Annotated in this window: 17 protein-coding genes; 3 read left to right on the top strand and 14 right to left on the bottom strand. The window is 55.8% G+C overall.

The window, feature by feature from the left end; all coding sequences use genetic code 11:
• Positions 1-51 precede the first annotated feature (51 nt).
• Complete coding sequence (locus AC5S16_RS21015; protein ID WP_493932079.1) at positions 52-2,907, bottom strand: RNA polymerase sigma factor; 2,856 nt, start codon at positions 2,905-2,907, stop codon at positions 52-54.
• 662 nt (positions 2,908-3,569) lie between these two features.
• Between AC5S16_RS21015 and AC5S16_RS21010 the strand changes: the two genes are divergently transcribed.
• Entirely contained in the window at positions 3,570-4,013 is a 444-nt protein-coding gene (locus AC5S16_RS21010) for a response regulator transcription factor (RefSeq protein ID WP_493932078.1), read from the top strand.
• Positions 4,014-4,031: 18 nt separating this feature from the next.
• Here AC5S16_RS21010 and AC5S16_RS21005 read toward each other — a convergent pair whose 3' ends face one another.
• From AC5S16_RS21005 to gad, 11 genes are all read right to left on the bottom strand, one after another.
• Positions 4,032-4,886: an amidohydrolase family protein gene (locus tag AC5S16_RS21005; RefSeq protein ID WP_493932077.1), complete on the bottom strand. Its 855-nt coding sequence runs from the start codon at positions 4,884-4,886 to the stop codon at positions 4,032-4,034.
• Positions 4,883-6,307, bottom strand: a complete 1,425-nt coding sequence (locus AC5S16_RS21000) for a dipeptidase (RefSeq protein WP_493932076.1) — start codon at positions 6,305-6,307, stop codon at positions 4,883-4,885. The genes AC5S16_RS21005 and AC5S16_RS21000 overlap by 4 nt, the downstream gene beginning before the upstream one ends.
• A gap of 39 nt (positions 6,308-6,346) precedes the next feature.
• Positions 6,347-7,135 carry a M35 family metallo-endopeptidase gene (locus AC5S16_RS20995; RefSeq protein WP_493932075.1) on the bottom strand — a complete coding sequence of 263 codons (789 nt, stop codon included), beginning with the start codon at positions 7,133-7,135 and terminating at the stop codon, positions 6,347-6,349.
• 43 nt (positions 7,136-7,178) lie between these two features.
• The gene (locus AC5S16_RS20990) at positions 7,179-7,433 is read right to left on the bottom strand and encodes a hypothetical protein (RefSeq protein ID WP_493932074.1); all 255 of its coding nucleotides are present in this window, start codon (positions 7,431-7,433) and stop codon (positions 7,179-7,181) included.
• Positions 7,434-7,531: 98 nt separating this feature from the next.
• Complete coding sequence (locus AC5S16_RS20985) at positions 7,532-8,704, bottom strand: hypothetical protein (protein ID WP_493932073.1); 1,173 nt, start codon at positions 8,702-8,704, stop codon at positions 7,532-7,534.
• Between the two features lie 80 nt (positions 8,705-8,784).
• Positions 8,785-11,145 (bottom strand): Ig-like domain-containing domain, encoded by a 2,361-nt coding sequence (locus tag AC5S16_RS20980; protein ID WP_493932072.1) that lies wholly within the window; start codon positions 11,143-11,145, stop codon positions 8,785-8,787.
• 79 nt (positions 11,146-11,224) lie between these two features.
• Positions 11,225-11,788, bottom strand: coding sequence for a hypothetical protein (locus AC5S16_RS20975; protein WP_493932071.1), 564 nt, complete (start codon positions 11,786-11,788; stop codon positions 11,225-11,227).
• 3 nt (positions 11,789-11,791) lie between these two features.
• Complete coding sequence (locus tag AC5S16_RS20970; RefSeq protein WP_493932070.1) at positions 11,792-13,129, bottom strand: hypothetical protein; 1,338 nt, start codon at positions 13,127-13,129, stop codon at positions 11,792-11,794.
• Positions 13,130-13,157: 28 nt separating this feature from the next.
• The gene (locus AC5S16_RS20965; RefSeq protein WP_493932069.1) at positions 13,158-14,111 is read right to left on the bottom strand and encodes a hypothetical protein; all 954 of its coding nucleotides are present in this window, start codon (positions 14,109-14,111) and stop codon (positions 13,158-13,160) included.
• Between the two features lie 46 nt (positions 14,112-14,157).
• Positions 14,158-15,189, bottom strand: coding sequence for a hypothetical protein (locus AC5S16_RS20960; RefSeq protein WP_493932068.1), 1,032 nt, complete (start codon positions 15,187-15,189; stop codon positions 14,158-14,160).
• A 181-nt stretch (positions 15,190-15,370) separates the two neighbouring features.
• Positions 15,371-16,765 (bottom strand): glutamate decarboxylase, encoded by a 1,395-nt coding sequence (gene gad / locus AC5S16_RS20955; protein ID WP_493932067.1) that lies wholly within the window; start codon positions 16,763-16,765, stop codon positions 15,371-15,373.
• A gap of 411 nt (positions 16,766-17,176) precedes the next feature.
• Between gad and AC5S16_RS20950 the strand changes: the two genes are divergently transcribed.
• On the top strand, positions 17,177-17,836 hold the full coding sequence (locus AC5S16_RS20950) for a hypothetical protein (RefSeq protein ID WP_493932066.1): 660 nt from the start codon (positions 17,177-17,179) through the stop codon (positions 17,834-17,836).
• A 41-nt stretch (positions 17,837-17,877) separates the two neighbouring features.
• Here the strand turns inward: AC5S16_RS20950 and AC5S16_RS20945 are convergent, their stop codons facing one another.
• Positions 17,878-18,861, bottom strand: coding sequence for a quinone oxidoreductase family protein (locus AC5S16_RS20945; RefSeq protein WP_493932065.1), 984 nt, complete (start codon positions 18,859-18,861; stop codon positions 17,878-17,880).
• A 106-nt stretch (positions 18,862-18,967) separates the two neighbouring features.
• Here AC5S16_RS20945 and AC5S16_RS20940 point away from each other — a divergent pair, with 106 nt between their 5' ends.
• Positions 18,968-19,600 (top strand): TetR/AcrR family transcriptional regulator C-terminal domain-containing protein, encoded by a 633-nt coding sequence (locus AC5S16_RS20940; protein WP_493932064.1) that lies wholly within the window; start codon positions 18,968-18,970, stop codon positions 19,598-19,600.
• Positions 19,601-19,750: 150 nt separating this feature from the next.
• On the opposite strand, the gene AC5S16_RS20935 is transcribed toward AC5S16_RS20940, so the two are convergent.
• Positions 19,751-23,731: an Ig-like domain repeat protein gene (locus AC5S16_RS20935; RefSeq protein WP_493932063.1), complete on the bottom strand. Its 3,981-nt coding sequence runs from the start codon at positions 23,729-23,731 to the stop codon at positions 19,751-19,753.
• Positions 23,732-23,741 lie beyond the last annotated feature (10 nt).

Raw genomic sequence — 23,741 nt, 5'->3', positions numbered from 1 at the left:
GCACCTGCAGACAAAAAGACTTGATTGCTGGCCTCATTACAATCGTGCACCTCATTTTGAATTTGATTTGTGTACCTTTTGATCGAGCACCTGCAGTTCTGTCTGCAATTGCGTCAGAGATGTGCGCAGATTCACCTCGATAGCGCTCGCATTTCCCTGGTCACCAGGCTGGGAGCTGGTCAAAAGAGCGGCAACCGCTTCATGCATGGCTTCTGTCGAAGAGTGAATGCGGTGGATTCTGCCCTTCCAGTCCTGAGAAAACTCCGTGGATGAATCCGAACCTTCGCTGCGCTCCGATTCCATGACCGAGGTATTTGCAGCCGGCGTATTGGAAGCATCAGGCAAGATTTCAGCCAGCCGATTTTGGAGAGAGCTTATATCTTCACGCAGAGCCGATATATGGTCAGTAAGCAGAATGTTCAGTTGGCGCCTGGACTCCACGTCAAGCGTTGCGACCTCCTGGGCTGAATGTCGATCGGCAAGATGATTCAAGGCCCAGGCCCGGCCAGAAGCCAATTGGACCAGAGACAGCGTCTGATTTACATACGCTATTCTTTGGTCCTTGTCAGGGAAATGAGAATTAAGCTCAGACTCCAGCAGTGGCGGAGCACTTGCCATCATTTGAATCGCTGAAGGGGTTTTGGCAGATACGTTGCCAGTCTCCGAAGGCGATGCTACCTGCAAGGCCTCCTCAACAGTCAGAATTTTCACCTGTGTGTGCGGAATATTATGTAAAGCCAACACCAGTTGCTCTTTTCGGGGGTCATCCGAAACAACTCCTTTGATGAGGACGGCCCGTTTCTCATCATCCGTACTGATATTGATCTGTTCACCGAGATCGGCATCGAGTCCGTGGAGCACACTTTCTGCTGTAACTTCAGCTTTGACTAATTCGGCATTGCTTGGCCGCATGAACCTCAGAGCAGTCCTGGCCGGAAGTCTTAGAGCCGGCAAGCCTGCTCGTTCCCCAAAGACGCCTGCGGGAGCAGAAGCAAAAGGAACAACGTCGTATGAAACCTCTGCAATCTCCATCACGCTTTGATCTTCAAAATGCAAGCTCTCAGCAATGACGTGATAGTCAGGAACTCGAACCGTCAGAGATGCCTCAACTACAGGCCCTCTGGAAAAGGTGGTATCCAGAACAAGCTCATCTTTTCCCCGGGGATACACCTTATCTTCTACAACGGCGCGATCAGCCCTCCAGCGTTGATAGGTTTCCGCATCCAGCAGCGAATTCCAATCGAGGGATGATCTCGAATAAGCCGCTTCTATTTGATCCTGTCTGGATCCGTTCATCACGTTCCGGCTCGCAACGCGATGTCGTGCAATGTCTTTATAAATCGTGCGAGCGAGAGACTTGTTCCCTAAACGGACATGAATCTTTTGCACCACGACAGGTTCCATTACTGATTTGAAAGAGTTGGTCTCGGATACGGTCGCGAGATGCAGCAATTCAGGCGCAGACACTTGACGTGGCGGGTGCAGAAAATAAAAAGCCAGCAGGCAAGCGGCAAATACCAGGCCCGCAGTCACCCAGCCGAATTGCGTAACACGGTTGAACTCGAAGAATTGAATTGTTTTGCAAAACCAGCACTTCAGGTGCGAAGCATAGTCAGTGTCAGCCTGCGATGATTCTTCCATCGCCTTTGAGAATTCAGTTGCCAACACCGGGTCGAAATACACGACCTCGCTATCCAACCAATGACCATCCGAAGTTATAGTCAGATCAAGCCAGCGATTGTCACTCAGCGCAATGCGCAGCGTCTCACGGGGAGCGCCACTCGCGGGAATATCCGTCAACGACAAAAGAGCAAGCCGCACGCCTGGAGCACTGAACACCTCAACAAAGCCTTCCTCTTTCATCCGCTCTACTCGGGCTGAAAGGGCGCTGCGTCCCGATCGCACTTCGCTCGATGCAACGATTTTTCCATCTACGGCAATGAACAATTTGCGTGGACAATGTTCAAAAATCTCTCTGTAATGTCTGCGGACCGATTGGAACCTAGCCTCGCGGTTCAATATGGCCTCTCCCTGACCGCTGCTGCTATGGCTCGTAGAATCGAAATGAAGGCAATCGAGCGGTTCACGATCTTTGAGCGTTGGCCTTCTAAAATACTGATCAACCAAAGACAGGCATCTCTCACAACTCACAATGTGGGAAAGCAGTGGACCCGAGAGGGCCGATGGCTTGGGAGGTGAATAATGCGCCAGCAACACCTCTTCCGGCAAACAATCCCCCTCGCGCGCGGCTAGAATCATCTCGCGCAATTCAGCAAACACCTCGATGGATGAGAGAGCCGTCCAACAGAGGCGTGGCATGGGAGGGAAATCGCGGTTCATAAACCGCAATTTTTCGGGTTCGGAAAGATAAAGCTGCACCTCCGATCGAACCTCATTCAATTTCGGATCGATCGTCGAGAGTGGAACCCCGGCAATTGTGCTTACTTCCCTGCGGTAATATCCATGGAAGAATCGAAGGATGAAATAGCTGGCGCTTTTGGCACGCGTTTTACGCCAAACCATATAAGCACAGATTCGTCTCAAGTCATTTTGTTCTTGCAGTGGATCTCCGGACTTCTGTGATCGAAATACCAGCTCAATAGAATCCAGATCGCTTGGATCAAAAGACAGGAGCGTCTCGCGAGAAGAGCGGGCAAGGTCTGACAAGTAAATGTGCCGCAGGCTTGTATAGAGATATCCGTCGAGGTTGCGAACTGCACTAAGATCGGGTGTGCTTAGCGTTATATAGAGGCACAGCTCGTGGACGATGTCCTGCGCCTTGCCAACGTCACCGCGGGTGAGATGCAGAGCCCAACCCTGCAGGCGTTCGTAGTATTGCTCTAACAATTCATCGTGCTGAACGACAAATTGTTGGGTTAGCGGCTTTGCGTTGTGGAGACGATCCATCTATTCACTAACTAATAGAGTGGCCAGCTCTGCAATTCTTCCCCGACAATCTGAAATTATTTTTCTATCGGTTTGACGTCAGCATTTGGGAGCCACCCATCAAGGTCGTAACATTTTCATTTCATGTGACTTGTAATAGAAATTTGCGCTCTTCGATTGTACTTAAATCATCGTCATCTTGAGATTCACCGCCAAGGTAGTATCAACAACCTGGGAAAACCAATTGCGCAGGAATTAGATCGAACCGCCGAAATTTTGACCAGTTGTTCGAATCCGCGGCTTCATCGAAGCAACCGAGCAGGCATCCCGCGGCCTCATAACGTGGCAATAACAATCTGTGCCGAATGTTGTTTTACTCGCACTTAAGTTAACAAAGAAAAAACAATCCACACTGTAATTCCATGTAACGTGATTCACGATTTGGCACTATCATGCGATAGGCTGCTTTCCAACTCGTTTGAGTGTCGCTTGAAAAAGTGACTACAGCTCCGAAGCAGACCAAAATACGATACTACCCAACTCACCTCCTCCCAGTTTCCCTAGAAGTTGTTGTCACTCAGGATGCAAGGCCGGAATATCCTGGAAATCCGACCTCGAAAACGAATGGTTGCGGATCCTACTCCGCACTCTCTTCCCATTTTGTGAAGAAAGGGAATATTGGCATGCGCACGTGCACGACTTCATTGCAACTGGAAAGTGTGCCGGGAGCCGAACCGTCGCGCCTGCAAGAAGCGATGCGCGGTCTGGTATCGCTTCTGGAGAGCAGTGAATATTCAGATCTGGAGAGTTGCACAACCAGCGACGGGACGACGGAACAGATTCTGGTTGATACAGAAGTGGACGGCGTGCGATATCTGGTGATTCGTATGCCACGACCGGCGAATAGCCGCGTCCAATTGAGTCCGCGGGAACAGGAAATCGTCAGAATGGTTGCCCAGGGTCACCCTAATAAGGTGATAGCGGATGTGCTCAACATCAGCGCCTGGACCGTTTGCACCCATCTGCGGCGAATTTTCGCCAAACTGGGTGTGTGCTCGCGCGCCGCAATGGTTGCACAGCTTGGCATTATCGGCAAAGAGCATCACCCGCTGCCACATCATCGCTGATAAGAAAAAGCAGCCTGTTTATAACCTGTATTCGGCTTCCGCATCAACAGGCTCGCTATGGAATTCACCAGACGAATCTGCATTGATCTCAGTAGAACCGTATTTAGCCGCTACTCCCGCGCGAGCTTTGAGATTAAGGCTGCGACCTGCATTGCGCAACAAACGCAAAGCATTCCCACCCAGCACCAACCTCTCGTCTCGCGGACTCAGACCTAACAGCCTGACTTTGTGCAGCTCGAGTCCCGGATGAAGCCAGGGGCCGTCCGAACCAAACAGCAGCTTACGCGCTCCCGCAACCCGAACCGCGCGGACCAGATAATCGAATTGCCGAACGCCTGAAGTGTCGGCATAGACATTTGGATAACGCACCAGTTGGTGAATGACCTGCTCATGTGCCTTCCAGCTATCGGTGAAGCTCCCCAGGTGAGCAATGATGAAGTTGACAGTCGGGTATTGTGGCGCGAACATATCCACCACCTCAGCACGACTGGCAACATCCACCAGGATGGGGAGTGCCAGCATTTTTGCGGTTTCGCATATCTCACGCGTCGGCATTGCTTCATAGCCGTGCACCTTGATTCCGCGAAAGCCCCATTGCCTCACTGCATGCCTGACCATGCGGAAGACTCGTCCCGCATCGCGCTTCGCATGCACGAAAGCAAAGCCAATAAAGCGCGAAGGATGAAGAGCGATGAGCTGCGCCACTTGTTTGTTCGCATGCCAGTTGTCGGTGTGAAATGCCGGCATCAGGATCGTCCTGGCGATGCCCGCGGCACGGGCGCGGCGCAAGTATCCAGTCAGTGGAGCATCTGTGTTCCAGGGCGCCGTCATCAGATCACCCTTTCCTGCGTGGCAATGAGCGTCAATAATCATGTGATCCACTCGCTCGCTACAGCAGGCCGCATGACGTCTCTGCGCCCCAGAGTTTGCGCTGCAAGAGCCATGTACCAGATTGACGTCTCAATGCCGCGATGGAAGTTAGGAAGATGAAATTTTTCATTCGGCCCGTGAATGCGATCATCGGGAAGACCGAAGCCCATAAGCACCACCGGGATGCCAAGAACCTGTTGAAATGCACTCGCAACCGGGATCGATCCTCCGGAACGCAGAAAAACCGGCGCATTGCTGAAGACCTTCCTGTATGCAGCAGCGGCTGTTCGCAGCGCCGGATGCTCGCGCTCAATTAATACCGGCAGCGTCGGGGCACCCAGGCGCACCGAACATTGCACAGCATTGGATGAAATCCGCGCAATGTGCTCGCGGAAAAGTCTGGCTATCTTCCCGGGGTCCTGATCAGGCACCAGGCGAAAGCTTAACTTCGCGATAGCCCTCGCGGGAATCACCCCTTTCACTCCCCTGCCGGCGTGCCCCCCGGAAATGCCGTTCAGCGTCAGTGCAGGTCTTATCGTGGTGCGCTCATAAGCTGTGTACCCGCGCTCGCCCCAGCCGCGTGCCGCGCGAGCTTCTTTGAGGATCTTCTGGTCCGTGGGTCCCACTCGATCCATGTATTGGCGCTCCGTGTCGCTCCATTCGCGCACGTCATCATAAAATCCGGGAATGGCGATTCGCCCTTGTTCGTCATGGAGTCTGGCAATGAGTTCGCACAGAGCCTGAACGGGATTAAGAACAGCGCCTCCAAAGCTGCCCGAATGCAGCTCTTGTTCCGGTCCGCGAACTTCCAATTCGGCGCGCAATCCACCCCTCTGCGCATAGCTGATGGCGGGCTGGCTTCGGCCCTGCATCTTTGTGTCGGAGATAACAGCCGCGTCCGCACGCAACGCTTCTTTGTGCCGCTCAACAAAGGGCAGAAGGTTTCGGCTGCCGACCTCCTCTTCTCCCTCGAAAATGCACTTCACGTTCAAAGGAAGGGCGCGATGCGTCCGCAGGAAGCACTCCAGAGCTTTCACATGGCAGAAGAGCTGGCCCTTGTCATCACAGGCGCCTCGCGCGTACAGGTCCTGGTCCTTGACGGTGGGCTTGAAGGGCGGCGTCTTCCATTGCGCCAGCGGCTCGGCAGGCACCACGTCATAGTGCCCGTAGATCAGAAGCGTCGGAGCCTGGCTGTCGCGTCGCCAGGATGCATAAACAAGCGGATGGCCCTGCGTACGAATGAGGCGAACACGACGCAATCCAATCTTCTGGAGGTGCCGGGCAAGCCATGTCGCACAGGCCTCCACATCACGCGCGCGCTTCGGTTCAGAGCTTACGCTTGGAAAACGCAGAAATTCATTCAGCTCTGACAAGAACGTCGAATGATGCGAACGCGCGAAGATGATGGCGCGGCTGGGCTTCATGTTCATCTCGCCGGCACGTTTATGGACACAACTACCCGTTCATACCACCTCGCAAGGCGCCTGCCCGCATGCCTGGACGTCTGTCGGATCTCCTCCATAGCCATTGGCCCGCAAAACAAAGACCTCGTAGCAATGCGCATCAAATCTTCTCGGCGTCGGTTGAGCAGGATTGTTGAACCGCCTGGCGTCGTCCAGATCGTAGAGGTTGTGCAGCATCTCATGGATGATGGTTCCAGCGCGGCGGTTCACTTCAGGCAGTCCTGGCAGGCCCTGGGTGGCCCAGAAGGGTGGGCACAGAAACACGGTGGAGTGTACTCCGGGTATCGTGAAAGCGTTGCAGCCGCCATCGGGCCGGCATTCGAACAGAATTCTCCGCCCTCCATTCAGCTCATTGGCAACCGCGCGGAGCCGCGCTGAGACTGTTGCGCCGGAAGGTCCGCCGGCCCATGAAATGAAGCGCGAAGGATCGTGACAGAAAAAGAAGTTGTAGAGGCGTGCCGTTTCTTTCGCTTCTTTGCCTCGCGCAGCCGCTGGGACTGCGACGGCCGCATCAACTTTGTCAGCAGTGCTGCGGGCCAGCTTGATCGCTTCGACAACTGCGTCGAATAAGGCACTGCGACATGCCCCGCCGTGAATCGGACATGCGACACACAGGCCACTTTGGCAGGGGATGCATTGCCCGCCTGCACAACCAGTGCATGCCAGATCAAAGATCGGCCCGGTAGCAGACGGCGAGTACATCTCCGCTTCCGATTCGAGGTTGCTCCGATCGAGCACCTTCATCAGCCTGTTGAGTTCTGCTTCCAGTTCGAGTTCCGCATGATACATAGGTTGCCTCTTCTTTGATGAAGCATGAATCGCTCAAACCCTGCTACGCCCAGATATCCACGAAGCCTGGCGCAACGAACAGAGTGTCATCGAAGGGCGACAGCACAAGAGGTTCCTCAAGCCAAAGCACAGGAGAAGGAATCTCCCAGTAGGCGCAGTCGCCCCAGCGTCGTTGTTCACGGGCCCGGAACTTGTCCTGCCGTGTGATGTTAACGCCGGCAAACGAGTTATATTGTCCGGCATAGCCGGCGCGCACTGAGTTGGTGGCTGCGCTTCTGGCAAAAGGATCGTTCATCATATAACCCCGCAATGAGAAGTACGATTCGTTGATGCTGCCGATGGGAGGAACTGGCGGGAGCGCCTGGTTCCGGCACTCCCGCGGCTCGTTCCGGCGGTTCAGATATGGAATTCAAATTCACGCGCCGACTGGCGAATCGGTGAAACGCCTGCTTTCTGCTTGTGCGTCGCTCGCATAGGAGTAGGCTGCGTCTGGTCCCACGGCAGTACGCGATGTGAGCCTGTCCTCGTGCTCAAGCCCATTGCCTGCGCGCTGGTGAGCCATTCTTCTGACTGCTCCGCAATCTCCAGCAGCAGCGTCTCAAATTGCGCGCGCGTTGTTTGCAGAATGTGCGGCTGCGCAAGCCAGCGCAACACTTCCCTGCCCGTCACACCCATGCGCTGGCGTGGAGAAGTCACAAGGCGCTCGTTGAAATAGCGGATAAGAACTTCTTCCACCACATCCCATGCATTGTCGGCGCCGAAGAGCCGCTTCACATCATCGGAGTTGAGGATCTTGAACGCTTCCTCCAGCAGCTGCATCACCTCCACGCGCAGAACATTCAGGTGGCCGAATGACAACCACTTCAGGTTGTTGCGCAGATCAAGGCCCGCGCGCCGCACGATGGCAATGGAGCCGAAGCTCGGATCATAAGCGCGTTCCCGAATAACATCGGAAATACGCTTGTCGCGCCAGAACAGAGTCACCTGGTGAACGAAATGCGCGAACAGCTTATGGAAGTCCGTATTGGCGCGCGATCCGGTAGGCACAGGCGCGCCGCCATAACCGAAGATGCGCTTGTATGCCGAGAGCCGGTCGGTCTTTGTATAGCGGAGCACATCCCGCCGATCGAACTGGTACAGAGCAAATGCGCCAGGGCCGCCCGACAGCCGCACCGTGCCCGCCTTGAACAGCTCCTGCAGTTTTTGTACGGCGCGGAACACGCCAATCTTCTCGTGCTGCCACAGGTAATACATGTCACCGACAGCCATGATGCGTTCCGACGTGATCGTCTCGTCGTAGGGCTCGACGCCAGGCGGAATACGCGTGGTACCGAATTCCCTGGCTGCATCGGGGCCTACGCCGGCCAGTGCGGCCAGCCCTTTGTCGGGTGGCGGAGGAACTTTGGCATCGGCATCGACCACCGCGGCCAGGAGGTCATCGATTTGCTTGGTGAGCGCATCGGCGAGCTGCGGATTTGCGATCAGGTCAGCGGACAGTTTGTTCGTTACCTGTTCCCGCAAGCCTGCGATACGGTCATATAAGCCTTGATAGTCTTTTTCGGTCGCCATGGATGACCCTCCTCAATGATCTCCAGCTACCGCTCCGGGTTGCTGAAATCCGCTTGCTACTTCACAACTATTGATACGCATCACTTACCTTGCGGTTTCTGCGAAGCCTGCCGGAGCTTCTCATCCTGCTGTTTTTGCGCTGACTGCTGTTCCTGAGCAGGCTGTTGGGGCTTCTCGTCCTGCTGCTGCTGCTGTTTCCCGCTGCGCTGCTCCAACATGGCATTCTTCAGATGCTCAAACATGCTGTCTATCTTCTGGTGCAGGCCCATAATATGTTGCGACTGGGCTTCCACTTTGTTCGCCAGGTCGGCATGAGCCGCTTTTAGATCCTGAACGGGATTCGCGATCGAGGCACTTGGCGACGGTTGGGGAGCAGATGTCGCCGGAGCAGGGGCCGCGTATTTCACCGGAGCCGCAGCTCTTTGCGGATTGCTGGTGTTGATCGGGCCCTGCCTCCCGCCCATGTTGATGAGGACCTTTCGATCCGGCTTCCGCCGGGCGAGCTTCTTTCTCGCTCCACCACTCTTCGCGCTGGACACGCCAAGCCGGAATGCCGGACTCACGGCGACTACCCGGCGCACGATGCCGGCTGTCTGCACATTTCCGCCGCCTATCGTAATGGCATCTTCCAGAGTTACAGAGTCTCCATTCGGGTTCGTCAGCGTGATGTCATGCAATCCGTCCTCCAGGCCAATCGCATTGGGATCGAAATCGATATCGACCCGCTGCGCTGAAAAGAAGGTCACGCTTGACTGTGGGAGGACGATGGCTGTTGCAGAGTTGATCGTCGCTGTTACCCCAGGCTCGAAATCTTCGCCAAATATTTCCAGTGTGATCACGCCGCTGTCGTCCGGCCCGTCTACGACAATACTGGAGACTGTCATTTTGTTCTCGGATAGCGGCACATCCTGCTCCACCTGCTCGACAAGCTCAACCAGCCGCTCGAGCTGATCCTGCAAATCATCAAGCGAATTGCGCACGCGCGCCGTTCTGAAGCCATCAGGCAGTTCATCGATGTTGGTCGGACTGTGAGCTTCCTCCACCATATTCAACAGTGCCCTGACCACCGGCAGGATGTTATTCGTGACGGTAATTTTGCCGCCCTCTTTGAGCAGCCGCGGCCCCTCATCGCCGACGAAAGCTTCAATCTCGATCAGCATACCCTCCAGGAATCTGGGAGGCAGTGTAGGATCGGCAAATTCCAACAGCAGAGCCTGCCGTTCGGCCGGCCCGATGAACACCGAGTCCAGTGTGAAGCGCAACTCATTCACCGTCTCGGCAATCACATTGAATTGCCGCGAGATCAGCACCAGTTGCGTGCCGAAGAAAGCCGGCTTGTTGGGCAGCACGAAGAAGAAGTCGCGGTTGGAGATCCAGCTCTGCAGCAGCGAGGTCAGATAATCGGAGATCACCCGGAAGTTGGTGATGACTACTTCGTCTGCAACCGAGTTGTTGAATGGGTTGCCGGCAAATTGAATTCCGTAGGTGTCGCGCAGTTTACCCAGCGTGCCTCCAACATCGTCCGGATTGAATGTTATGTCTGCCGGTGAGATCAGTGCTGGATTCTGATCGAGCAGGATTCCAAAGTATGTGTCGATGCGCAGAACAGAGGGCAGCCCGATCACCGCCAGCTCGCGCACGATCTGCGTCATCTGGCTGCGCACCATCTCGCGCAGCGCCTTCACGTATTCAGGATCAGCCTCTGGATCAAGGGGATAGAGTGTATCCAGCAGCGAATTCGACTGATCGACCGCGTCCTTCGCGCGCATGTACAGACTGGCCTGCGCGCCGGTAATTGAGCCGCCAAGATCGGTCTGTATCGCGGGCATCTGCGGATTCCAGGTCGCCGTGACGTGACCTTCCACGTCGCTCAGGGCAAAAGACTGCGTCAATGCACCAATAAAGCCCTTCGGATCGGCGGTGTTCACCTTCCAGCCGAGAACATCGGTCACAGTCCTTGACGCGAGCTGCCCGATCGAGGAGCTACCTCCGCCTCCACCCGTACCGCCACCACCCGGAATAGTACTTACCGGGAAAGGGCGGTTGCTGATCTCCTCCGTGAGAATGGGATAGGAAATGGCATCCTCAACATCCCTCACGGCTCTCCCTGTGCCGCCTGCAAATGGCACCTGCCCGGAGAGGTCCGTGGCAGGAAGCACACTCCCGGAAGCTGCGGTGACACCGCTGATTCCGATCAGAACAAAATCACCCGGCGTCAAAGGCTGTGCAGGAGTGAGGGTAACCGACAGGCCGTCGGCTGAAGGTTGGGAAACGCGCCAACCCAGATTCGTGAGCGATCTTGGCGTAGAGATGGTTGGAGGATCGTAGACGGTGTAATTGTCCCCGCTGGCCGCGCTTATGCTGTCCACCGGCTCGGAAAACGTGATCGTGATCGAGTTTGTCGTTACGCTGCATCCTAAAGCGGTCAGTGTAGTTGGCATGATGTTGCTCCTTCCGCCGGTGTGAATCTTATGCTCTTCTTACTTTCTGCTCCCACGTGCAGGCCAATCGAGCATCTGCTCAAGTAACACTCTCGATTTCAAATTCCCCGAGTTCCGGTTTTCTAGCGGTGATCTGCTGCCCAACATTCGTCGTCTGCACGGATATGTTCGTTGTCCCCGCGCGTTCGGCCAGCTCCTGCCAGCACGCCGTCAAGGCCTTGCGCGTGAGATTCAGCTCATAGCGGCAACTGTCGAGATCTCTTTTGACATTCTGAGACCAGATCAGCCATACGCCCCTGCGCCGCCCGCCCAGCTTCACGATCTCCCGCAGCTTGTCGTAGGACAAAAGCTCTGCTGCAGATGTGCGTTCGGCCTCATCGAAGCTTGTCTGGCATATGGTCAGAGCTCTCCGCGCCCGGTTCAGGTCGGCGGGCTGTCCGAGTGCGGTCTGAGCAGCATGCGATTGATTGAGACAATCATCCAGCCAGCCGCTTACGCTGTCCACGCTTTCACGCAGGTGCTGCACCAACGCCGCTTCCATGTTCAGCGGATCGTCCGGCAAGAGGCAGCGAAGTCCATCCAGTGTTTCCTTGAAGCTCTTCAACTGCTTGAACAGCTCTCGAAATGTAGTTTCCAGTGCCATCGCTCATCCACTCGCCAGTGCCTTGAAAAAGTTCTTGGTCAGGACCTCGGGGCGGGCATGACGGCGATCCAGGGCCAACCGCACCGCACCGATCAGAAACCGCTCCGGAATAATTCCCGGATCGATCCCGGCGGCCAGCCGCCGCGATGCCTCCTCGATCATCTGCTGCTCTTTCGGGCCGAAGTTCAGCACTCTCGCCAAGCTACGGTTTCCCAGTGACTTATAGGACTGGTAGCACACTGCATCTACCGCAACCGGACATGCTTCATTGAATGTCTTCAGCAATTCGGCTGGTATATTGCCCGACGATGGATTGGGATAGATTCGCATCCATGCCTTCCGGATTTGCCTGCTTTCCGTCTCGAACCCCATACGCCTGAGCAACTCGGCATTGATCAACATCCGCAGGTATGGCGTCGGATGAGGCCCGCGCGCGCTGTAGTACACCGTGGTCTCCGGGCCGCGCGCGAGGATGTCCATCGACGATGCGGCGAATGATGGCCCGCCGAGCAGGAGGCCGCTCATGTCGGAAAACATCTCGCGATTCCAGCGCACCCAGGTGCGCGCGACCTGCTTGCTTGCTCCCGCGCGCAGCAACGCAAGGCCAACCTTCCGGGGGATATCGCGCGCCAACCCCAGGTCATTCTGCAGATTATGACTCACTTCGTGCAGAACGCCACCTAAAGTCCACGGATTTACCAGCCGGTGATAAGGAAGCTGGATGAGGGGAAAGGGATTCAGCTGCTTTCCCAACCGCTTCAATGGAATGCCGCGCCGAAATGTCGCCGGCGAAAAGCCCGTGGCTACATACGAAAACGGAGGCGGCGCCGGGATGGAGCGCGCGATCGCCAGTCCCAGATAGCTTGTTCGATAACAGTCAAGAGCGATGCGATCGCAGCTTAGCAGCCATTTGGCGAAACGGCTCTGCCGCTGGCCGAAAACTTCGAAATAGAAGTCCCAGATTTTCTCGATGCCGCGTACCCAGTTATGTGCACGCTCTTTTTTCCGCATCGCATCCTGCAAATGCGCAGTGCTGGGCTCTTCCAAGGCAGCAGTGACAGAATCCCCTACCTTATCTGACATTTTCAGCAGGCCGCTGCGAAGCCGGGTGATAAGCTCGTTCACAGCCTGCAGGTGGCCCGAGGTCGGCGCTTCCGCGCCGGTGCCGAACTCGTCCGCCTTGAACGGACGCAACGCAGCGGCATGCCGGGTTACGTTAATCGATTGGGACCGCAACCATGGCGACAGGAAAGGCGCTGGGCTCGCGGCTGCTTTGGTCCGCGGTGCACTTGCCTGCGCTCGTTCCGTCGTAATCGGGATGTTTTCCACTAATGTCGCCATGGTCTTGAATCTCGTCGAAAAATGGCTGTTATCTCAGCAACTGTCCGCAGCAACGGCAGTAAGCGGGAGCTGCGGAAGAAGCTGAAGGATGAGTTCCAGCTCCACAGGTGCATTGTCCGCCGACCATCTGGCCGTAGGTCACGCCGGATGCCGGTTTCTTCGCTCCCTGGGTGTATATCGCTCCTGGAGCGCTCGCCGGCACTCGCGGCTGCACCACTCCTCCCAAAGCATGCGCAGGCATTTGACCGTAACGACGCGGATACCCTTGTTGCGCATGCGGACGGGCTATTCCGCGGGCGAGCCGGCGATGGAAAGTCCGTTCCAGATGGTTGTGCCGCCGCAGCGCGTGTCTGCGATGATGCGGGTGGCCAAGCACATATCGCGTTTGTCTGGCCAGGGTCCGCACTGCGCCTTGCGGGGTGATTTTTCTGCCGCGCGCCGCCTGCTTCGCAATGGAGCCTACTGTACGTCGCGCGATCGTGGGCACAGTCTTCAGCAAGTGACGTGTCTGTGGATTGCGATGCAGTGTCTTCGCAATGCTGCCAATTCCCTTGGTCAGCTTTGGCGTCGACTTCGTTACCGCGCTGGCTATCTTAGGCAGCGCTTTTTTCGCCATCGGCGCAACCGCCTTCGCTACCACCGGCAGAAGCTTCGAGGCAGCCATGCCAACCAGGGGCAGAAAATGTTCGGCTGCTTCTTCCTCCGATTCCGCCTCGGCCGCAAGTTCGCCCAGATGCTCCATCATGGCATCGGGGTAAATCTTGCGCATGGGATTGAGCTCGCCCTCCGCTTCGAAGGCGCTCTCATCTTCGTATTCGTCCTCGCCTTCGGACTCGCCAAGAAGGCTGCCGACTGCTTTGCCAATGGCCCCCAGCCAGCCTTCGCCTTCCAGACTGGACTCGTCCTCGTACTCCTCTTCGCCTTCTCCGGAGTACTCGTCTTCCAGTTCGTGCATTACCTCGCTCTCGGACTCGAATGCCATAACGGATTCCTCCTGCACAGATGATCGAAAGATTGCAGAGCCGGTATCAGCGCACCGCGCTGCGGCGCCGCCGTGCTGTTGTGGAACTGCGCACGCCCCGGCGTGAAGGCCGCTTGTATGCCTTGCTCACCTTCACATTGCGTGTGATAGCGGCGGCACAAGCCTTCGGGCTGCCCAGCACACGATGCACCTGTTTCGCGGCGGTCGCAGCTGCGCGCTTGCGCGTAATCGGAATTCCCCGACCTGCCTGCTTCTTCAGGTCCTTGATAGTGCGACGCACGATCGTCGGCACCGCCCGGACCATCGGACGTGTCGCCTTCCGGCGGCGCAGGATGCGGGTGAGGATTGCCGTGCCCCGGACCAGATGCGGCAGGATGCGGCGCAGCGCGCGGCGATCTCTAGGTGAAATGACTGTGAGTGTGGCAGCGCCGGCCATTGCTTCGGCCTCACCTTCGTGGACCTCGTGCGAAGCCGCCTCCGCCATGATCTCGGCGAGCGCTTCATGATGGCTGAGTTCGTGAGCGGCGATCTCATGCACCATCTCACGCTCCCCTTCTCCATGAACTTCATACTCGTCTTCGTATTCGCCTTCGCCCAGGGCCTTCGCCGCCAGGCCGCCCAATGCTGTACCGAACGGACCGCCAATGGCTGTGCCTACGAGGGGCGCGGCAACCTTGACCAGTTTCTTCAGCGGCAACTTCTTCAGGAACTTGCCGATTTTACCGAAGAACTGCTCGCCTTCATCTTCTGCCTCAAATGCACTCTCGTCTTCGAACTCATCCTCACCTTCGCCCAGCAGGCTGCCGGCGATGTTGCCGATAGCGCCGAGCCAGCCCTCGCCCTCCAGACTTGATTCGTCCTCAAACTCCTCTTCAGCCTCGAACTCATCTTCTGCCTCAAATGAGCTCTCGTCTTCGAACTCCTCTTCGCCTTCGCCGAGCAGGCTGCCCACGACATTGCCGATGGCGCCGAGCCAGCCCTCGCCCTCCAGACTTGATTCGTCTTCGCTTTCGAGTTCGCCCTCGTGGAACTCGTCTTCCAGTTCCATCTCCAGTTCGCCCTCATGCAGGTCCGCCATGGTGTAACCTCCTCACGGTTGAATTACGACCAGAGCAACATATGACGCGAGCTCGAGCCGAGTCTAGTCGCATCTTGCAGTGAGCAGATTTGAGTTCGCTTGAATAAGCGACAGGCGCTCCATCAGGAACACTGCTAATGCCTCCAATGCAGGCCCCGAAATACGCATGCGTGCTGCGATGCTAAGTGTGGTGATATCCGCCGGCAGCTTCGCGGCCGATGGAGGGTCTGGCGCGACCGCTACTGAGGAATCTGATTGCCTGCCGGAGGTCGTCCATCAGCAACCCGGCCAGATCGCGAGTCACTCCTAACCTTGTGACCATGCGCTGTACGATGAGGTCGCTTCGATGCGGCGGCATGGGATAAGCGGGCACCTGCCAGCCCTTACCGCGCAGGCGGTCGGCAAGATCGTACAAATCGAACCGCGGATACTCGCCGGGCTTGATACTCCAGGTACAGCCGGGCAGGCCGCCACGCCCGTCGTAGATGAGATCGAAGATCTCGAATTTGCGCAGCTCATCTGCGAACCAGGAGCCCACCTCCTGGCAACTCTTCGCGATTTTTGTGTAGCCTTCTTTTCCCAGGCGAACAAAGTTATAGTACTGTGCCACAACTTGTCCGCCCGGACGCGAGAAGTTAAGCGCAAAGCTGCGCATGTGACCGCCGAGATACTTTACATCGAAAATCAGCTCCTCCGGCAGGTCGCGCTTGGTGCGCCAGACAATCCATCCGCATCCCAGCGGCGACAGTCCGAACTTGTGCCCTGAAGCGTTGATCGATCGCACTCGCGGAATGCGGAAATCCCAGACAACAGAAGGATGAAGAAATGGCGCCACGAATCCTCCGCTGGCCGCGTCGATGTGCATAGGGACGTCGATGCCGCGCTCCTCCTCAAAATCATCGAGTGCGACCGCAATCGCATGCACTGGCTCATATTGCAGCGTGTAGGTAACGCCTAGGGTCGGCACCACTCCGATAGTGTTTTCGTCGCAGCGCCTGAGCACTTCTTCAGGAGACATCAGGAGCCGGTCACCTTCGCACGGAACCTGACGCAACTCCACATCGAAGTAGCGCGAGAATCGCGGCCAGCATGTGTGCACAGGTCCACAAACAAGGTTAGGCCGACCCGTCGGCTTGCGCTGCTGCTGACGCTTCTTCCGCCATCGGCACTTCATCGCCAGACCGCCGAGCATCGCTGCTTCGCTGGAACCGGTTGTGGAACACCCTTGCGTGTTAGCCGCATCAGGACTGTTCCATAGATCGGCGAGCATATGCACGCAGCGTGATTCCAACTCCGCGGTTTGCGGATACTCATCGTGATCGATGAGGTTCTTGTCGAGGCATTCGTCCATCAACTTGCGAATTTCGGGCTCGACCCATGTCTGGCAAAATGTGGCCAGATTCTGCCGCGAGTTGCCGTCCAGCAGAAGCTGGTCATGCACTAACTGGTAAGCCTCGGTAGCATCAGTCTCTTCTGCAGGAAATCTGTACTTCGGCAACGGGCGCGAGAGCAAGCTGCTGCCGGATACTTCGTCGTCAAGCGTCGAGAATATCTCTTCCTTGGAATAAACGGCCATGGCTATCCCTATGTGCGGCTTTCAGCCTCGCGAGCGCTCATTCTAGTTGGCCGGACATGGCCTCCGGTAGTCGCTAGTTCAAGCTACGCGCCAAAAGACTTCATAACATGAGAGTTCCATCTCTGGGAGTCTTCTCAACGCCACGCGAAAATATCTTCGCCGTCCGATAGATAGGTCGGCCCGCCTCCGAAAATCGAGAATTGCATGGCAGCCGCAAACCCTCGGCACGCATCGGTATTAATAGACTCCGTGTCTCAATCGCTACAGCAGCGATTGAGATCAACCAGTAAATCTGGCGGTCCTCTCACGACGGGGATCCCCAACAAGACGACGTCGCCATTCATGTCAGCTCAGATGCTTCCGCAAGTGCCGCTTCCACTGGATATGCGCGAGGACGCGAAGTAAACAAGCATGGGAACACTGGATCAAAACACATTACGTTCAATCTTGCAGAATCTGGAGCGGGAAGCGCATTGCGCACTCGGAAAGGATGTGTCTTTTCTTGAGGTGCTGCAGTGCCTCAAGTGGCAGGTAGATAGCGATACGCGCGTAAAAGCTGCCACTCTTGCCTTGCGAGATCGTGGCCTGAGAGTCTTCAGCTCCTTTGTGCCGCGAATTCGCATCCGGCTCCTCGCAGGAGAAACGATGTTGGCATTACCCAGGAGCAGCGAAAGACCGAATGGGTCCGGCGCTGAAGATCTCCATTACACACCTCTGACAGCGCCTGAACCTCTCCTGCAGGAATTGCGTGATGCAGCTCGCGCAGTTGTGGCCGGCAGTCTGCATTGCCGCCAACTCGACGGGATTGTAAACGAGGCGGTGCAGGCTAACTTCAGGTTCGAGAAAATCGCTGAAGCGGTCGAATTCGCCGGCTATGAGGTGCAGATTTGTCTTGATCTTTCAACATACGCCCAAGTGCGCGAACAGGGTTCTACACGACTCTACGGCCATCAGACGCTAAGAACTGAGATACAGAAACCCAAACAGCAAGATCCCGACAGAAATCCGTACTTGCCTCTATCCAGCCGCGATCTGCAATTCCTGATGGAGCTGCGAATCAGGCCAGACTGACACTCCGCCAGCATCATAGTGCTTTACCAGCCGCCTGGACGTTACTTACCCGAGGAAACCGTACAGACAATGCGCGGTTTGCCGGGTTCATCCCAACTTTCGGCAATCGCTGTGAGAGGCACTACCTTGGTTGCAATCTGAAGCCGGGCGGGCCCCACGGCAGCAAAGACGTTCCTGATGCAATCAAGCAGTCTAGGGAACGCGACACTCTTAACACCACTACCCATCAATTGAATAGCAGAGGAACGGAGAGCGGCACCTGGCAGTGCAATATTCTCTTCACGGCTGGCACCACCTACATGGACAAATCGAACCGGTCTTGCATCCTCTACCGCCTTGGCAATTGCCACAATGACCGTCTTTGCGCTCTCGCCCCAAAGGTAGTCGATGACGACGTCAATACCGCGGGCAAATTCATCGGTCAACGCCTGCTCGTAGTGTTTGGCTCGAGACGGATCGCGAGGATCGAGCTTGAATGAAATGACCGTATCGGCTCCGAGAGACAGCAACTCCTGAAGCTCAGATTCATTTCGACCTGTGCCGATAACTCTACCAGCACCGAGGTGCTTAGCAAGCTGAACGGCAATCCTGCCGGCTGTGCCTGTTGCTCCATTGATGAGAACTGTTTCTCCAGGCTGCAGTTTCGCTCGTTCGACCAATGCTGCCCACGCGGACATTCCCGGATTGGCAATGGCCGCAGCGATTGTGTCATCCACTTCGTCCGGAATAGAAATGCAGTGCTCCGAACGAACGAGAGACTTCTCTGCAAGCGCGCCATAAGGTGCATGGGGCAACACGAAATAAACCCGCTTTCCTTCCGCAGTGCGACCGACACCATCGATACCGGCTACAGAGGGGAAAATTCCATCGGAACTGTAATGTGAACCGGAAGAACGTGATTTACTGAACTGGCTGAGAGCCGATGCACTGACCGCAATGAGCTCCATTCCTTCTTCGGTCTCGGGCTCGTTGAAATCTCCATAGATTGGCGATTTGCCTGGTGCAGTGATAATGGCTGCTTTCATTTCAATCTCCGGTCATTCGTCATTTTGACGAGTAGTTAATTAAACATCGTTCAATTTTATTGAACGATGTTTAAGTTTAAGATGTCAAGCCTGTTACTCTGGATTCATGAAAGTAAACCGCGACAGGGTGGCACGCGCGGGGCTCAAACTCCTGAATGAGGTCGGTCTGGAGCAGTTGACCCTTCGGCTGCTTGGCAAGGAGTTGAAGGTCCAGGCCGCAGCCATCTATTGGCACTTCAGAAACAAGCAAGAGCTGCTCGACGAGATGGCCACGATCGTTCTCACAGAAGGGGCGCTGCAGCTCTTTCCGGCCAGGAACTCTTCGGAGTGGGCGGTTTGGGCGAACACATTTGGGACAGGTCTGCGAAAAGTCCTACTGGGTTATCGTGACGGTGCAAGGATGGTATCTGGCACGCGGCTGACCAACACCGCATTCATGAAGACATCGGAGAAAATTGCAGCCAGGCTTGTCGAGAGCGGCTTCACAATTCGGCAAACGGTTGTTCTGCTCAGCACTATCTACAATTACACCCTCAGCTTTGTGATGGAAGAACAGGCAGTTTTCCCGCGCCCCAATGAACGATCACCGCAATATGATATTGCCGAGAGAAATGCCAGGCTGGATCCGGAGGAGTTTCCGATCTCGCGGCAGAGTGGGGCTATTCTGTTCGATCGTTTCAACCGGCGCTACAAAGAGGGACTTGATTTGATCGTACGCGGTGGCATGTCACTTCATTAGATCTCATAAACGCGTTTCCATCCTGCAATTCTTCGGACATCGTGGTGGATCTCAGTAGGCGCTAAATTGCCAATGCGCTTATTGAGGCAAGATTACTTCCGAAGCTGGAATTTATCACCTCAGAGGAACACCCTCCGCCACTGTTACAGCTTACTGCGCCATAGTAATCGTGGCGTTGCCCGATCCTGTAGAGTAGTTTGTCCCGTTCGAATAGACTGCCGTGATGGTGTGAGAGCCTGCGGACAGGCTGCTGATTGAGAAGCTGGCCTGCCCGTCGCTGTCGACTGGAATCGCGGCCAGCAATGAAGACCCATCGCTGAATGACACATTGCCGGTCGCTTTTGGAGCACCTGCACCCGTGTAGGAGTTGACTGTTGCCTGGAACGTCAGGTTCGTGCCAACCTTCGCATACCAGCTTGATGGAATAAGCGCTACATAGACAGGGGCGGCTGTCACCGTGAAGTTCTGTACGGGGGCCGCTGCAGCAGCATAGTTACCCTGCTTCGTATAAGCAATCGAAACAGTATGCGATCCGACGATGGGCCGGGTAATGGTGAACTGTGCATTGCCATTGCTGATGGGAACCGCCACTGCTGCGCTTCCGTCATACTGGTATGTGATAGCGCCTTGGGCCGAACCAGCATTCGAACTGGCGCTGACCGTGCACTGGTAATTCGCTCCATAATTGAAAGTCGAGTTCCAGCAGGCTGCGCTCAACTTTACTGGCACAGGGTCGACCACGATACTTGCCGGAGAAGATATGCCGGCGGGGTTGTTGCTATCGCCGGAGTAAGCTGCACTCAACTGATGCGTTCCTGCAGCCAATCCAGGTGAGATGTACCAGTAAGCGCAACCTCCACCCTGTACAGGCTGAGTCGTAAGCAACATTGTTCCGTCATAAATCTTGACGGTGCCTGTCGCGGCGATCTTATTGGCCGGCATGATGCATGCTGTAATGTTGGTTGCACCGGGATAAACCAGGTGTGTGCTTGCATACTTCACACTGATGGCCGAGTCGTACACGGGAACTCCAGTTCCGTTCAGGCCAGTACTGTATGTGGAACCGCCAACAGTTGCCACTGTCAGCGCTCCGGTCCGTGTACCAGCAGCCGTGGGCGAGAAGATTACATTGATGTTGCAGGTTGCTCCGACAGCAAGCGAAGCTCCACAGTTATTGGATTGAGAAAAGTCGCCGGTCGTGGTGATGCCGCTGATACTGATGTCGCCTTCACCTGTATTGGTGAAAGTAAAGCTCTCTGCGGAAGTGCTGCCGACATTTACCGAGCCAAAAGCTCCGCTGCCCGTCAACGTAGCGGAAAGCACCGGGGCCGGCAACGTGAAATAGCCGACAGCAGCGTCATGGTCGGAAGTCCGGGCCGGAGTGGTGGGATCGTTATAAGCTGTAACCGGCTGGTCAGCATCGAGGTGAGCATAAGCGAGGTGTGCACCGGCACTTACCAGGTCGGACGTGGCAACGATATGGTCGAGTATCTGCGCATTGCCATATTCCTGATACGACCAGCGCTCTGATGCCGGAAGCTGCATGGCAAGATCCACAGCAGAAGGCATCACCAGACCCGCGACACCCGGTTCGACAACCTGTGTGGAAGGCAACACATTCTGATTTGTAATCGTGGCAAGGATGTCGATATATCCGTCAGAAAACTCGAAGGCGTTGTAGTCACCAACCGAGATGACATGCTCGCCAGCCGACTGATAACCCTGAATGAGGTTTGCAAGGAACTCTGCCTGCAGTTCCTTTTTCGTACGGACAAAGACCCCGCTCGAGGGATCATTCTCATCCGAAAGCGAGCGAAGATGATTCACGATCACAGTGACAGGATAGTCTTTCGCATTGTTCCGCTTGATGCCCGCATGCAGAATCAGCGGAGGGCGGTCATTGAGTGTCTGTTGTGTTGTGCCGTCGCGAGGATCGGTAAAGAGATTGTTCGCGCCCTGCTGCTCAATGTTTACGGTGTCTACGGTTGCCGACTTGACGAGGAAGCCGATTGAGATGCCGCCGACGTCGTTGGTGTAGGGTGCGTAGCTTGTTCCAGTACCGTAAGCCACATATTGTGGATCAGTCTCTCCTGCAGCCGCAGCATCTGCGCTGATCTTTGCTGCAATATCGGCCACGACAGATTGATTTTCAGCCTCTTCCAGAGCGACGATGTCCGGGGATCCGAGTACATCGCGAACAGCTAAGGAGACCTTGGCAAGACGGTTGTTATATGCGGTCTGTGTTACATCGACAGCGCTGGATTTTTCTGTCTTGCCGGAAACAGGATTGTAGTCAATGTCATCAGCAGAGCTGGTATTGAAGAAGCGCTCTATATTGTAGGCTGCAACTCTGAATTCATTGCTTGCGGGCGCAGGAGCAGGCTGCACACTTATCCCGGCAACGATTTTCGTCCTGTCATAGGTGGGATCAAGCAACAGCCGGCTTGGGTCATAGTAGCTGTCTGAGCTGTAAGTGAAATCGAGAATGCCGGTTACGGATGGCAGTACAGCTCCCGTCGAAAGATCGATAGCCGTACCTCCGAGAAATGCCGAGTCGACGAGAATACGCTCCGGGTTATCGTCGAACTTGGCTACATCTGGCGGAAGCCCTGTCTGAAGATCGCGTATATCGATTCCGGGCTCACGGAAAGGACGCGGTGTGCCTGTAATCACAGCATAAAACTGGCCATTGGACTTCTGTGTTTCACTGGCTTCAGAAGTAAGCGATCCATCCGTACCTGAGATCGTAGTGAGTGAACCGACGCTCACACGCATCCCCTCATATGGAGTGAGCTGGTAGAGTCCACCAGATGGAGACAGCATGGAGGATGTAATCGTAACCGGCGTTGGCAACGGCTGACCTGTAGCGAGCACCGTGGCTGAAGTGGCAGCAATTTCCGTTGCGGGCGTATGGCTGCTGCTCACAGAAGGATATGTGCTGACGGCTCCTGTGACCTGAACATAGTTTCCGATCACTGCCGTGGCGGGTACTTTGCCCGATCCGGTATAGATGTAAATGCCTTCCGGCGTGCTCAGGTCAGAGTCTGCATCGACATCGCGAGCCTGAATGAAGTATCCAGCTGTGCCTATGCCGGTAACGATTCCTTCGGTGGTAACAGTCTGACCGGCGTATTGAGAAACCGACGTGGCTGTCAGCGATTTGCTGCCCTGAATCGTATGGATCGGCAGATCGACAACTGGCAGATTGACAGTGAGGCTGATGCTCGTGCTTGCGCTGCTGGATTCAGCATCGTTCACCGTAACAGGAAGAGAAACTGCACCCGATTTGCTCACCGTAGCGGTGGTATCAAAGGAGAAGACGTTGTCGCCCGATGTAGCATCACCATGAGTGCCGTCGTCATAGAACGTCTGCGCGGATGTGCCACCGATGGCAGACAAATCCGCGGTGACAGTAATGCCGGTGCTTACCGGGCTTGTGCCAGGAACAACCGTCACAGTAAGTAGAACCTGGCCGCCGGAGGTTACAGTCGAAGGATTCGCCAGACCAGTGGCGCTGAGCCCGGAGGTACTGCCTCCATAGGAAGAGTTATGAGGATCTGGAGCACCGGTGGCGAAATCTGCAGCATTGTTGCTGGTGTTTCCGATGCGGATGTCTGCCGTAGTATTGCTTGGAGCAGGCGCATCCCCAGACCCCAGGTAGCAATTCGCAGTTCCGTAGCCGAGAAAGTCGATAATATTTGCGCCAGTTGGGCAGGTACCTGAAAGGGAAGCCGTTCCATCCACCAGCGCAATTTTGCCCGTGGTTGCGGAGAAATTCGGGGCCGACGTGGCTACAAAATCCGGAGTGACTGGAAGATTCCCAGGGCTGGCTGATCCGGCTGCTCCCTGGATCAGAAAGTAGTGTCCTGCAGCTACGGATACATTTGGCAGGGCAACAGAATTCCACGATGTACCGCTGCTCGATGCATATTGAAATGACAATCCGTTGAGGCTGATGGGAGAACTGGTGGGATTGTAAAGCTCAAGATAATCATAGGTGTATGGGGCGCCGGAGTTGCCCCCGCCTCCATACATCTGCGAGATCACCAGGCCGGACTGTGCGGAGGCGGCCAGCGATACGAGACCAAAAAGACCGAGAGCGGAGAGGCGGAGCAGACGAAGCGAATGCAATCTCAAAGCA

It is taken from the genome of Acidobacterium sp. FHG110202_01, assembly GCF_059115305.1.
Note: the sequence above shows the minus strand (reverse complement) of the source record. Positions and strands in the feature narration are given on the sequence as shown.